Source organism: Pseudomonas sp. 22085, from assembly GCF_052045815.1.
In the GTDB taxonomy this organism is placed as follows: domain Bacteria; phylum Pseudomonadota; class Gammaproteobacteria; order Pseudomonadales; family Pseudomonadaceae; genus Aquipseudomonas; species Aquipseudomonas glycinae.
In genome coordinates this window covers 104,536-116,882 of sequence record NZ_JBQEQA010000013.1, presented here as the reverse complement: position 1 = coordinate 116,882, position 12,347 = coordinate 104,536, and the positions used below count along the sequence as shown (strand labels likewise).

The following is a 12,347-nucleotide window of genomic DNA, read 5'->3' as shown; positions in this document are numbered from 1 at the left end:
CGCAAACAGGTTTCGCGCAGTTTACCGATCTTCAATGTAAAACCTAGCTTGCGCGTGCAAACCAGCGGCCGTTTTCGCAAACGGCGCGGCCATCCATCTCCAGTTCGGTCAATGCCGCCAGCACTTTGGGCAATGCCCAGCCACTGCTGTCGGAGAGGCCCTCGCTGGTGTGCGGCGCGGCGTGCAACAGATCCAGCAGAGGGTGATCGGGATCCGGCGCGGAGGCGGACAGCGGCAACTGCTGCCAGCCGCGCAGGGCTTCGAGAATATGCTCAATGGTTTCCACCAAAACGGCTCCGTCACGGATCAGTTGATGACAGCCGCGAGCGCCTGGGTGATGAATTGAACCCGGAATGGCGTACACCTCGCGGCCCTGTTCCGCCGCCAGCCGCGCGGTGATCAACGAACCGCTGGCCACGCTGGCCTCGACCACCAGCACGCCGAGGGACAAACCGCTGATGATCCGGTTGCGTCTTGGGAAGTTGCTGGCCGCCGGCCCGGTGTCCAGAGGGAATTCCGAAACCACCGCACTGCCGGACGCAATCATCACGTCCGCCAACCGCCGATTGCGCTGTGGATAAAAGTTTTCCAGGCCAGTACCCAGCACGCCGACCGTCTGCCCGCCGACGTCGACAGCGGCTTGATGCGCCGCCGCATCGATGCCCAGCGCCAGACCGCTGGTGATAACGAACCCGGCCCCGGCGAGGCTGCGGGAAAACGCAGTGGCGGTGTCCATGCCAGGGCGTGAAGCACGTCGACTGCCGACCATCGCCAGTTGCGGTTTTTCCAGAATCCGCGGGTCGCCAGCGACAAACAGCAGGGGCGGCGGGTCGGGAATCTGCGCCAGCAAGGCCGGGTAATCCGGGTGATCCCACATCAGCAAATGTTGACCCGCACGCTCTAGCCAGCGCAATGCGTGGCTGGCGCCGTCGCGAACTTCAGGACAGCGCCGGGCCTCGGCACAAGCCGCCGGCAAACCCAACGAGCGCCAGGCGCTGGCCGGCGCGCTGATTGCCTTGGAGGCAGAGCCGAAGGCTTCGAGCAGTTTGGCAAAACGTTTGGGACCGATTTCCGGCAAGCGGTGCAGGCGCAGGCGCGCTTCCAGTTCCGCCGGGGAAACCGACGCAGAGACAGGCATCATCATGGATCATCCTTGATCGTTATAAGGCCCGAACCTTTCGGAACAAGCTGTGGATAACTCTGTTGGTAACTTGTGAAGCAGCTAAGGATTTCGCACCTTGTCCAGCACCGCGAGCGAGCGCGATGCGTTCAGCACGAGGCCGTAACTGAGTTTGTCGTAGGTGCGGAACACCATCAGCAAGCCGGCGCGCTCATCGGGGATTTTCAGGGGTTGGCCGGTGATCCGGTCACGCACGGTTTCCCCGGTTTTCATCACCACCAGTACGTTGCCCTCGGCCAGGCCGTCGCGTTTGCCCTTGTTCAGGGTCACCACGTCCATCGCGCCGATTTGTGTGACGCCGCGCGGCACATCGATGATCAGGCCGTTGATGTCAGTGGTGGGAGCGCTGGGCATGAAGGTCGAGTTGATCGAACGCTCTTCGCCACTGAACAAGCGGTCGCCGAGGCGCACTTCCTGGGTCGTGCGTTGCAGGGCGAGGGTGGCGACGTCTCCTTCAGTGGCGACGATTTCGCCGCCGCCGATGTCGTCGGCGTTGATCCCCAGAAACTCCTTGGTCTGCGGATCGGTGTAGACCTTGCCCTGGCGGAAGATGCCGTAGACCGGCTGATTGGGGTCGAAATGGCCACGGGCGAAGATCCGGTCGCCGGTGCCGCTGAGCACCCGCTCGGCATCGCCGGCGACGATGTACGGCGCCTTGTCGAAGTCCTCGACCTTGTCGACGATGCGGTTGCTCAGCAGAAAGCTGTTGATCGATTTGAGCGGAATGCTCGGAATCGCCTCGGCCACCGGGCTGGTACGGATGCGCGGCGACAACTTGATGGTGCCGCGCGACTCACCGCGATTGACGGTCAGGCGCGGCTGACCGTTGACGTAACTGAGCGTCAGTGTGTCGCCGGGGTAGATCAGGTTGGGGTTTTCGATCTGCGGATTGGCCCGCCACAGCTGTGGCCACTGCCAGGGTTCGCGCAAATATTTACCGGAGATGTCCCAGAGCGTATCCCCCGAAACCACCGTGTATTGCTGTGGAAAACCTTCCTTGAGTTGCACTTGCCCGTGCGCGGCGCCGGCCGAGGCCAGAAACAGCAGGGCGAGTAGTGATTTCCTCATGCGGTGAATCCCTTTATTATGTGCGTTCGCGTGAAACGCCAGAGCCCCCGTGGCTCGCTCCCTGCTCTATGCTGAAAATCAAGGAGCTACGTTTCACAACGGTAGCCTGCATCTTCGGACCCGCCAGGCCATCGCCCGACTTTACCTCACACGTGCAGCAATCAAGCTTATGGCCATTTTGAACATCCTCGAATTTCCGGACCCGCGTCTGCGCACTATCGCCAAACCTGTGGCTGTAGTGGACGACGAAGTGCGTCAGCTGGTCGATGACATGTTTGAAACAATGTATGAAGCGCCGGGCATCGGCCTCGCCGCGACCCAGGTCAACGTGCACAAACGTATCGTCGTGATGGACCTTTCCGAAGACCGCACCGAACCCCGGGTGTTCATCAACCCCGAGTTCGAACCGCTGACCGACGAAATGGAGCAATACCAGGAAGGCTGCCTCTCGGTGCCGGGCTTCTACGAAAATGTCGACCGCCCGCAGAAGGTCAAGATCAAGGCTCTGGACCGTGACGGCAAGCCTTACGAACTGATCGCCGAAGGCCTGCTCGCGGTGTGCATCCAGCACGAATGCGACCACCTCAACGGCAAGTTGTTCGTCGATTACCTGTCCACGCTCAAACGCGACCGGATCAAGAAGAAACTGGAAAAGCAGCACCGCCAGAACGCTTGATGCCCCTCTCCAAAGGCTTGCTGCGGCAAGCCTTTTTCTTTTTATGAGACTCCCCCATGACTGAGCCACTGCGCATCGTTTTTGCCGGCACCCCGGAATTCGCCGCCGAACACCTCAAGGCCCTGCTGGACAGCCCTTACGAGATCGTTGCGGTCTACACCCAACCGGATCGCCCGGCCGGGCGTGGGCAAAAACTGATGCCGAGCCCGGTCAAACAGCTCGCCCTGGAAAACAATATCCAGGTGTTGCAGCCGCCGACCCTGCGCAATGCTGACGCTCAGGCCGAGCTCGCTGCGCTGAAGCCTGACTTGATGGTGGTGGTCGCCTACGGCCTGATCCTGCCGCAAGCAGTGCTGGATATTCCGCGCCTGGGTTGCATCAACAGCCACGCCTCGCTGCTGCCACGCTGGCGCGGTGCGGCGCCGATCCAGCGCGCCGTGGAAGCGGGCGACGCCGAGAGCGGCGTGACCGTGATGCGCATGGAAGCCGGCCTCGATACCGGGCCGATGCTGCTTAAAGTCGTGACCCCGATCAGCGCCGAAGACACCGGTGGCAGCCTCCATGACCGTCTCGCCGAAATGGGCCCACCTGCCGTGGTGCAGGCGATTGCCGGTCTGGCCGCTGGCACCCTGGAAGGCGAAGTGCAGAACGACGAACTCGCCACCTACGCGCACAAACTGAACAAGGACGAAGCACGCATCGACTGGAACCGCCCGGCCGTTGAGCTGGAACGTCTGGTCCGCGCCTTCAATCCATGGCCGATCACCCACAGCACGCTCAACGGCGAAGCGCTGAAAGTGTTGGCGGCGACACTGGCCGAAGGCAAAGGCGCACCGGGCACCATCCTCGGCGCCAGCAAGGACGGACTGATCGTCGCCTGTGGCGAACAGGCGCTGTGCCTGACCCGTCTGCAATTGCCCGGCGGCAAGGCGCTGAACTTCAGCGATCTGTTCAACAGCCGTCGTGAGAAATTCGCCACCGGCATCGTGCTGGGTGCAGCGGTGGACGCACAATGAACCCACGTCTGGCCGCCGCCAAGGCACTCGCCGCTGTTCTCAGTGGCAAGGCTTCGCTCAACAGCTCCCTGCCGACGCAACTGGACAAGGTCGAGGATCGCGATCGCGGCTTCACCCAGGATCTGGCGTTCGGCACCGCGCGCTGGCAGCCACGCTTGTCGGCGCTGGCGGAAAAACTGCTGCAGAAACCGTTCAAGGCGGCCGACGCCGATGTCGAGGCGCTGCTGCTGGTCGGTCTCTATCAACTGCTCTACACCCGCGTCCCGCCACACGCCGCCATCGGCGAAACCGTCGGTTGCGCCGACAAGCTGAAAAAGCCATGGGCCAAAGGTCTGCTCAATGCCGTACTGCGCAATGCCCAGCGCGAACATGAGGCGATCTTCGCCGAACTGGAACGCGATCCGGTGGTGCGCACCGCTCACCCGCGCTGGCTGCAAAAATCCCTCAAGGCCTTCTGGCCTGAGCAATGGGAAGCCATCTGCGAAGCCAACAACGCGCATCCGCCGATGATCCTGCGGGTCAACCGTCGTCATCACAGCCGTGACGCGTACCTGAGTCTGCTGACTGAAGCCGGTATCGCCGCACAGCCGTGCACTTTCAGCCGCGACGGCATCGTGCTGGAGGCCGCCGCCGACGTGCGCAGCCTGCCGGGCTTCGCCGAAGGCTGGATCAGCGTGCAAGACGAAGCCGCGCAACTGGCCGCCGACCTGCTCGACCTCGCGCCGGGCCAGCGAGTGCTGGACGCCTGCTGTGCACCGGGCGGCAAGACGTGCCACATCCTCGAAGCCGAACCGGCGCTGGCCGGCGTGGTGGCGGTGGATCTGGAAGCCAAGCGTCTGGTACGAGTGAAGGAAAACCTCGAGCGTCTCGGCCTGAACGCCGAACTGATCGCCGCCGATGGTCGCGACACGGCAGCCTGGTGGGACGGCAAACCGTTCCAGCGCATCCTGCTCGACGCGCCATGCTCGGCCACCGGAGTAATCCGCCGTCACCCAGACATCAAGCTGACCCGTCAGGCCGACGACATCGCCGCCCTCGCGCAACTGCAAGGCGAGTTGCTCGACGCGATGTGGAAAACCCTCGAAGTGGGCGGCATCCTGCTCTACGCCACCTGCTCGACCTTGCCGACCGAAAATACCGAAGTCATCGGCGCGTTTCTTGAGCGCACGCCGGGCGCCCGGGAGCTGGATCTGGCTACCACCGCCGGAATCAAACAGCCTCATGGTCGCCAATTGCTGGCCCAGCAGGGCGGGCATGACGGGTTCTACTACGCCAAGCTGATCAAGATCGCTGCCGCGCGCGGCTAAACGGATTCAACGGAGTGACTGGATGAAAATCATCATCCTCGGTGCGGGACAGGTCGGCGGTTCGCTGGCTGAACATCTGGCCAGCGAGGCCAATGACATCACGGTGGTCGACACTGACGGCGACCGTCTGCGCGATCTTGGCGACCGCCTCGACATCCGCACCGTGCAGGGCCGTGGCTCGCTGCCGACCGTGCTGCGTCAGGCCGGTGCCGACGACGCCGACATGCTGGTGGCGGTGACCAACAGCGACGAAACCAACATGGTTGCCTGCCAGGTTGCTCACACCCTGTTCCACACCCCGACCAAGATTGCCCGGGTGCGCGAAGCGTCGTACCTCACCCGCGAGGAGCAACTGTTCCAGAACGAAGCGATTCCGGTCGACGTGCTGATCAGTCCCGAGCAGGTCGTCACCAACTACATCAAGCGTTTGATCCAGCACCCTGGCGCGTTGCAGGTGATCGATTTCGCCGAAGGCCAGGCGCAACTGGTCGCGGTGCGCGCCTATTACGGCGGGCCGCTGGTAGGCCAGCAACTGCGCCAGTTGCGCGAACACATGCCGAATGTGGAAACCCGAGTGGCCGCGATTTTCCGCCGCGATCGACCGATTCTTCCCCAGGGCGACACAGTGATCGAGGCGGACGACGAGGTCTTCTTCATCGCTGCCCGTGCGAACATTCGCGCGGTGATGAGCGAAATGCGCCGGCTCGACGAAAGCTACAAGCGCATCGTCATCGCCGGCGGTGGCCAGATCGGCGAGCGCCTGGCCGAGGCCATCGAAAGCCGCTATCAGGTGAAGATCATCGAGATGAACCCGGCGCGCTGCCGTTATCTCTCCGATACCCTCGACAGTACCGTGGTGCTGCAGGGCAGCGCGTCGGATCGCGACCTGCTGCTGGAAGAGAACATCGCCGACGCGGACATTTTCCTCGCGCTGACCAACGATGACGAAGCCAACATCATGTCGTCGCTGCTGGCCAAGCGTCTGGGCGCGAAGAAGGTGATGACGATCATCAACAACCCGGCCTACGTCGACCTGATCCAGGGCGGCGACATCGACATTGCCATCAGCCCGCAACTGGCGACTATCGGCACCTTGCTGGCCCACGTGCGGCGCGGCGATATCGTCAGCGTGCACTCGTTGCGCCGGGGCGCGGCGGAAGCCATCGAAGCGGTGGCCCATGGCGATTCGAAGTCGAGCAAGGTGATCGGCAAGGCCATCGAAAACATCGCGCTGCCACCGGGAACCACCATCGGCGCGATCATCCGCGATGAAGAAGTGATCATTGCCCACGACGACACGGTGATCGCCGCCGGCGACCACGTGATCCTGTTTCTTGTGGATAAAAAGCATATTCGCGATGTGGAGAAGCTGTTCCACGTGGGCCTGAGTTTCTTCTGATTTTCGTCATTGACTGCACTGGCCCCATCGCTGGCAAGCCAGCTCCCACATAGTTCTCGGGTGAACATGGCAATTGTGAACAAACGAAGGTTCTGTGAGAGCTGGCTTGCCAGCGATGGCGGTTTCAGCAACACCATGATTCTGCCCTGACACTTCTCATGCAAGGAGTCCACCGATGATCGAATCCTTGGAAAAAATGCTCGCCAAGGGTGTGGATAACTCGCTGCTGCGCTTCGGCCTCGGCAAGGGTTATCTGGATTTGGGGGAAAACGCGAAGGCAGCCGAGCATTTCCAGCGGTGTGTCGGCTTCGATCCGAAGTATTCGGCTGCTTGGAAACTGCTGGGCAAGGCGCAACTGGCGCTGGGTGACCTGACGGCTGCGCGGCAGGCGTGGGAGCAGGGGCTGGAAGCGGCCCGGGCCCATGGCGACAAGCAGGCCGAGAAGGAAATGACGGTGTTTCTGAAGAAGCTCGATCGGCAGAAGCCGTGACGGCTGTGGATAACCCGTGTGATCAGGTTATCCACAATTGCCCAGGTCTGATCAGTACCAGCGCGCCTCACCCGGCGGACGCTTCTTGAAGCGCTTCATGCTCCACATGTACTGGCTCGGATAAGCCGCCACGTAACGCTCGACGACTTTACTCATCGCTGCGCAGGAGGTTTCGGTGTCGGTGCTGTACATGGCTTCCGGCGCCGCTTCGAGGATCACCTTGTAGCCGGAACCGTCCGGCAGACGCAGGGCATGCAGGAACACTCCGACGGCTTTGCCGCCGGCGAGCATGTTCGGCACGAACTTGCTGGTCAGGGCCTGGGTGGCGAAGAACGGCACGAAGATCCCGGCGGATTCGGCCGGTTCCGGGTCTGCGGGGATCCCCACCTGACCACCCTTGCGCACTTCCTTGATGACACTGAGGATGCCTTCCTTGGTTGACGCAGCGACCTTGTTGCCCAGTTGCACGCGTTGTTTGCGCAGCAATTCATCCACAGCCTTGAGCTTCGGCGGCCGGTAGAAAATGATCGGTTTGCACTGGCTGCAATAGAAGTGGTTGAGCACTTCCCAGTTGCCCAGGTGGCTGGTGATGCCGACCACGCCCTTGCCCGAGGCCAGCGCTTCTTTCAGCACCTCGAGGCCTTCGACTTCGCGCACCAGGTCGATGGACCGCTGGGCCGGCCAGATCCAGGCGCAGGCGCTTTCGGTCAGGGACTTGCCGATGTCTTTCAGGGTCTGACCGACCAGACGCTCGCGTTCGGCCGGGGCCATCTGTGGAAAACATTTGGCCAGGTTGATCCGCACCACATCGCGGGAACGGTTGGGGGTTTTCCACATGATCCAGCCGATCGCCGAACCCACGGCCTGCACGGCCCGCCACGGAAGCAGGGCAAACAGCCGCAGAGCGCCAACCAGCATGGCGCCTTTAAACTTTTCCACAGGTCACTCCTGATCTTGTGCTGTGCGCGAGGCGGCCATTCTAACCGCCGTTGGCGAGCTGCGCGTAGCGGTCGCAGTCCTGGGTGTGATCCATGACCATGCCCGAGGCCTGCATCAGCGCATAGCAAATGGTTGGGCCGACGAAGGTGAAGCCGGCCTTTTTCAGGCCTTTGCTCATGGCCACGGCTTGCGGGGTAATGGCCGGGACTTCGCTGCGATCCTTGAAATGATTGATCACCGGCCGGTTATCCACAAACGACCAGAGGAAGGCCACCGGATCTTCCAGCGCCAGCCAGGCCTGGGCGTTGCGCCGGGCGGCGTTGAGCTTGAGGCGGTTGCGGATGATCCCCGGATCGAGCATCAATTGATCGATTTCCGCATCGCTCATCTGCGCCACGCGCTGTACGTCGAAGCCGAACAACACCTCGCGATATCGCTCACGTTTGCGCAGCACGGTGATCCACGAAAGCCCGGCCTGGAACCCTTCGAGCAAAAGCAACTCGAACAAACCCTGCGCATCGCGTAGCGGCGTACCCCACTCCTGATCGTGGTAAGCCATGTACAGCGGATCTTCGTTGCACCAAAAGCAGCGTGGCATAAGGCTCCAGGGGGTGGAGGTGCGACTGAATCGGGTATACTCCCGCTCTTTAAATCGCAGCCCAAGAAACAGGTGAATTTCGTGAGCCAGCCTACGCCAGCCGTGCGTACCTTCCAAGACTTGATCCTCGCGCTCCAGCAATACTGGGCCGAGCAAGGTTGTGTGGTACTTCAGCCCTACGATATGGAAGTAGGCGCCGGCACTTTCCACACCGCGACATTCCTGCGCGCCATCGGCCCGGAAACCTGGAACGCCGCCTACGTGCAGCCAAGCCGCCGTCCGACTGACGGCCGTTACGGCGAAAACCCGAACCGTCTGCAGCACTACTACCAGTTCCAGGTCGTCCTGAAGCCGAACCCGGACAACTTCCAGGAGCTGTACCTGGGCTCCCTCAAGCATGTCGGCCTGGACCCGCTGGTCCACGACATCCGCTTCGTCGAAGACAACTGGGAATCGCCGACCCTCGGCGCCTGGGGTCTGGGCTGGGAAGTCTGGCTGAACGGCATGGAAGTGACCCAGTTCACTTACTTCCAGCAGGCGGGCGGCATCGAGTGCTACCCGGTGACCGGCGAGATCACCTACGGTCTGGAGCGTCTGGCCATGTACCTGCAGGGCGTGGACTCGGTCTACGACCTGGTCTGGGCTGACGGTCCGTTCGGCAAAGTGACCTACGGCGACGTGTTCCACCAGAACGAAGTGGAGCAGTCCACCTACAACTTCGAACACGCCAACGTCGACAAGCTGTTCGAGCTGTTCGACTTCTATGAAAGCGAAGCCAAGCGCCTGATCGAACTCGACCAGCCGCTGCCGTTGCCAAGCTACGAAATGGTCCTGAAGGCCTCGCACACCTTCAACCTGCTGGATGCGCGCCGGGCGATCTCGGTGACCGCGCGTCAGCAATACATTCTGCGCGTACGCACCCTGGCGCGTTCCGTCGCCCAAGCCTACCTGCTGGCCCGCGCCAAGCTGGGCTTCCCGATGGCAACCCCGGACCTGCGTGACGAAGTACTGGCCAAGCTGGAGGCTGCACAATGAGTGCTCAAGATTTTCTGGTTGAACTGGGCACCGAAGAACTGCCACCCAAAGCCCTGAACACCCTGGCCGAAGCGTTCCTGGCCGGTATCGACAAAGGCCTGCAAGCTGCCGGCCTGAATTACGAGAGCAAAACCGTCTACGCCGCGCCGCGTCGTCTGGCTGTGCTGATCACCGCGCTGGCCACCCAGCAGCCGGATCGCAGCATCAACCTCGACGGCCCGCCACGTCAGGCCGCGTTCGATGCCGAAGGCAACCCGACTCAAGCGGCACTGGGCTTCGCCAAGAAGTGCGGCGTCGAGCTGAGCGAAATCGACCAGAGCGGTCCGAAACTGCGCTACAGCCAGAACATCGCCGGCAAGCCGACCGCCAGCCTGCTGCCGACCATCGTCGAAGACTCGCTAAACGACCTGCCGATCCCGAAACGCATGCGTTGGGGTGCGCGCAAGGAAGAGTTCGTGCGTCCGACCCAATGGCTGGTGATGCTGCTCGGCGACCAGGTCATCGACTGCACGATTCTCGCGCAGAAGGCTGGCCGTGAATCCCGTGGCCACCGCTTCCACCACCCGCAAAGCGTGCGCATCGGTTCGCCGTCGAGCTACCTGGCCGACCTGCGTGCCGCCTACGTGCTGGCCGATGCCAACGAGCGTCGCGAAATCATCAGCAAACGCACCGAAGAACTGGCGACCCGTCAGGAAGGCACTGCGATCGTGCCGCCGGCGCTGCTCGACGAAGTGACCGCGCTGGTCGAGTGGCCAGTGCCGCTGGTGTGCTCGTTCGAGGAACGTTTCCTCGACGTGCCGCAGGAAGCACTGATCACCACCATGCAGGACAACCAGAAGTACTTCTGCCTGCTGGATGCCGACGGCAAGTTGCTGCCGCGTTTCATTACTGTGGCCAACATCGAATCCAAAGACCCGCAGCAGATCATCGCCGGTAACGAGAAAGTGGTTCGCCCACGTCTGACCGACGCCGAGTTCTTCTTCAAGCAGGACAAGAAGCAGAAGCTCGAAGCCTTCAACGATCGCCTGCAGAACGTGGTGTTCCAGGAAAAACTCGGCAGCGTCTACGACAAGGCCGAGCGCGTGTCGAAACTGGCGGCGTACATCGCCGCACGCATCGGCGGCAACGCTTCGTGGGCTGCCCGCGCAGGCCTGCTGTCGAAGTGCGACCTGGCCACCGAAATGGTCGGCGAGTTCCCGGAGATGCAAGGTGTCGCCGGCTACTACTACGCCCTCAATGACGGCGAGCCGGAAGACGTCGCCCTGGCGCTGAACGAGCAGTACATGCCACGCGGTGCCGGCGCTGAACTGCCAGCCACCCTGACCGGTGCGGCCGTGGCCATCGCCGACAAGCTCGACACCCTGGTCGGCATCTTCGGCATCGGCATGCTGCCGACCGGTAGCAAAGACCCGTATGCCCTGCGCCGTGCAGCACTGGGCGTACTGCGGATCCTGATCGAGAAACAACTGGATCTGGACCTGAACGACGCCGTGGCGTTCGCCGTGAATGCGTTCGGTGCCAAGGTCAAGGCTGCCGGCCTGAACGACGCGGTGCTGGAGTTCATCTTCGACCGTCTGCGTGCCCGTTACGAAGACGAAGGCGTGGATGTCGCCACCTACCTGTCGGTACGTGCCCTGAAGCCGGGTTCGGCGCTGGACTTCGACCAGCGTGTACAAGCGGTTCAGGCCTTCCGCAAACTGCCGGAAGCGGCAGCGCTGGCGGCGGTGAACAAGCGTGTGTCGAACCTGCTGAGCAAGGTGGAAGGCTCGGTGCCGACCGAAGTCCAGGCCAAGTACTTCGACAACGCCAACGAGTTCTCGCTGTATTCGGCGATCCAGCAAGCGGACCAGGCTGTACAGCCAATGGCCGCAGCACGTCAGTACAACGAATCGCTGGCACGCCTGGCCGCCCTGCGCGAGCCGGTGGACGCGTTCTTCGACGCGGTGATGGTCAATGCCGAAGACGCCAATGTGCGGGCCAACCGCTACGCGCTGCTGGCGCGTCTGCGTGGTCTGTTCCTGGGCGTTGCCGACATTTCGCTGCTGGGTTGAGGGATTGCTGTTGAAACTGCTGATTCTCGATCGGGACGGAGTGATCAATTACGACTCCGACGCTTACATCAAGTCGGTAGAGGAGTGGATTCCGCTGCCCGGCTCGATCGAGGCGATTGCGCAGTTGAGCAAGGCCGGCTGGACGGTGGCGGTCGCCACCAACCAGTCGGGCATTGCTCGCGGCTACTACGACCTCGCCACCCTCGATGCCATGCACGCGCGCCTGCGCGAACTGGTGGCGGAGCAGGGCGGTGAAGTCGGGCTGATCGTGTATTGCCCGCATGGGCCGGATGAGGGTTGCGACTGCCGCAAGCCGAAACCGGGGATGTTGAAAACCATCGCGCAGCATTACAACGTCGCGCTGACGAATGTCTGGTTCGTCGGCGACAGCCTTGGTGACCTGGAGGCCGCCAAAGCCGTCGATTCACAGCCCGTTTTGGTAAAGACCGGGAAAGGCGAAAAGACTCAGGCCAAGACCTTGCCGGTGGGCACCCTGATTTTTGACGATCTCGCGGCGATTGCCGCAGAACTTATCCACAACTAGAGTGCTTCTGAAGTTCCTGACCAGGGATTGATCGGGAGTGCGCT

12 protein-coding genes are annotated in these 12,347 nt (G+C 62.2%); 8 read left to right on the top strand and 4 right to left on the bottom strand.

Annotated elements, in window-relative coordinates; all coding sequences use genetic code 11:
- Positions 1 to 43 precede the first annotated feature (43 nt).
- Complete coding sequence (gene dprA / locus ACTJK7_RS17520; protein ID WP_108558885.1) at positions 44 to 1,144, bottom strand: DNA-processing protein DprA; 1,101 nt, start codon at positions 1,142 to 1,144, stop codon at positions 44 to 46.
- Between the two features lie 78 nt (positions 1,145 to 1,222).
- Positions 1,223 to 2,248 carry a LysM peptidoglycan-binding domain-containing protein gene (locus ACTJK7_RS17515; RefSeq protein ID WP_011331746.1) on the bottom strand — a complete coding sequence of 342 codons (1,026 nt, stop codon included), beginning with the start codon at positions 2,246 to 2,248 and terminating at the stop codon, positions 1,223 to 1,225.
- Positions 2,249 to 2,417: 169 nt separating this feature from the next.
- Between ACTJK7_RS17515 and def the strand changes: the two genes are divergently transcribed.
- The 5 genes from def to ACTJK7_RS17490 all read left to right on the top strand — a co-directional run bounded on the left by def (position 2,418) and on the right by ACTJK7_RS17490 (position 7,136).
- On the top strand, positions 2,418 to 2,924 hold the full coding sequence (def, locus tag ACTJK7_RS17510) for a peptide deformylase (protein WP_039764933.1): 507 nt from the start codon (positions 2,418 to 2,420) through the stop codon (positions 2,922 to 2,924).
- Positions 2,925 to 2,980: 56 nt separating this feature from the next.
- Positions 2,981 to 3,940, top strand: a complete 960-nt coding sequence (gene fmt / locus ACTJK7_RS17505; RefSeq protein WP_323150474.1) for a methionyl-tRNA formyltransferase — start codon at positions 2,981 to 2,983, stop codon at positions 3,938 to 3,940.
- The gene (rsmB, locus tag ACTJK7_RS17500) at positions 3,937 to 5,247 is read left to right on the top strand and encodes a 16S rRNA (cytosine(967)-C(5))-methyltransferase RsmB (RefSeq protein WP_440779341.1); all 1,311 of its coding nucleotides are present in this window, start codon (positions 3,937 to 3,939) and stop codon (positions 5,245 to 5,247) included. Before fmt ends, rsmB begins: the two co-directional genes overlap by 4 nt.
- A gap of 22 nt (positions 5,248 to 5,269) precedes the next feature.
- Positions 5,270 to 6,646: a Trk system potassium transporter TrkA gene (gene trkA / locus ACTJK7_RS17495; protein ID WP_064379627.1), complete on the top strand. Its 1,377-nt coding sequence runs from the start codon at positions 5,270 to 5,272 to the stop codon at positions 6,644 to 6,646.
- A gap of 175 nt (positions 6,647 to 6,821) precedes the next feature.
- Positions 6,822 to 7,136 (top strand): tetratricopeptide repeat protein, encoded by a 315-nt coding sequence (locus ACTJK7_RS17490; RefSeq protein ID WP_011331742.1) that lies wholly within the window; start codon positions 6,822 to 6,824, stop codon positions 7,134 to 7,136.
- Between the two features lie 51 nt (positions 7,137 to 7,187).
- Here the strand turns inward: ACTJK7_RS17490 and ACTJK7_RS17485 are convergent, their stop codons facing one another.
- A complete protein-coding gene (locus ACTJK7_RS17485; RefSeq protein WP_108558879.1) occupies positions 7,188 to 8,075 on the bottom strand; it encodes a lysophospholipid acyltransferase in 888 nt (295 codons plus the stop codon).
- A 40-nt stretch (positions 8,076 to 8,115) separates the two neighbouring features.
- Entirely contained in the window at positions 8,116 to 8,673 is a 558-nt protein-coding gene (gene tag, locus ACTJK7_RS17480) for a DNA-3-methyladenine glycosylase I (RefSeq protein WP_064379633.1), read from the bottom strand.
- Between the two features lie 81 nt (positions 8,674 to 8,754).
- Between tag and glyQ the strand changes: the two genes are divergently transcribed.
- The 3 genes from glyQ to gmhB are packed head-to-tail and all read left to right on the top strand — an operon-like array spanning position 8,755 to position 12,303.
- Positions 8,755 to 9,708, top strand: a complete 954-nt coding sequence (glyQ, locus tag ACTJK7_RS17475) for a glycine--tRNA ligase subunit alpha (RefSeq protein WP_003187265.1) — start codon at positions 8,755 to 8,757, stop codon at positions 9,706 to 9,708.
- Complete coding sequence (gene glyS, locus ACTJK7_RS17470) at positions 9,705 to 11,759, top strand: glycine--tRNA ligase subunit beta (protein WP_064379634.1); 2,055 nt, start codon at positions 9,705 to 9,707, stop codon at positions 11,757 to 11,759. The genes glyQ and glyS overlap by 4 nt, the downstream gene beginning before the upstream one ends.
- A 4-nt stretch (positions 11,760 to 11,763) precedes the next feature.
- Positions 11,764 to 12,303, top strand: a complete 540-nt coding sequence (gene gmhB / locus ACTJK7_RS17465) for a D-glycero-beta-D-manno-heptose 1,7-bisphosphate 7-phosphatase (protein ID WP_164872121.1) — start codon at positions 11,764 to 11,766, stop codon at positions 12,301 to 12,303.
- The last annotated feature ends 44 nt before the right edge of the window (positions 12,304 to 12,347 follow it).

What these genes read in the sequence shown, in the direction of transcription:
- dprA (WP_108558885.1), bottom strand. Translation starts at nt 1,144, where the DNA reads ATGATGATGCCTGTCTCTGCGTCGGTTTCCCCGGCGGAACTGGAAGCG.
- ACTJK7_RS17515 (WP_011331746.1), bottom strand. Translation starts at nt 2,248, where the DNA reads ATGAGGAAATCACTACTCGCCCTGCTGTTTCTGGCCTCGGCCGGCGCC.
- def (WP_039764933.1), top strand. Translation starts at nt 2,418, where the DNA reads ATGGCCATTTTGAACATCCTCGAATTTCCGGACCCGCGTCTGCGCACT.
- fmt (WP_323150474.1), top strand. Translation starts at nt 2,981, where the DNA reads ATGACTGAGCCACTGCGCATCGTTTTTGCCGGCACCCCGGAATTCGCC.
- rsmB (WP_440779341.1), top strand. Translation starts at nt 3,937, where the DNA reads ATGAACCCACGTCTGGCCGCCGCCAAGGCACTCGCCGCTGTTCTCAGT.
- trkA (WP_064379627.1), top strand. Translation starts at nt 5,270, where the DNA reads ATGAAAATCATCATCCTCGGTGCGGGACAGGTCGGCGGTTCGCTGGCT.
- ACTJK7_RS17490 (WP_011331742.1), top strand. Translation starts at nt 6,822, where the DNA reads ATGATCGAATCCTTGGAAAAAATGCTCGCCAAGGGTGTGGATAACTCG.
- tag (WP_064379633.1), bottom strand. Translation starts at nt 8,673, where the DNA reads ATGCCACGCTGCTTTTGGTGCAACGAAGATCCGCTGTACATGGCTTAC.
- glyS (WP_064379634.1), top strand. Translation starts at nt 9,705, where the DNA reads ATGAGTGCTCAAGATTTTCTGGTTGAACTGGGCACCGAAGAACTGCCA.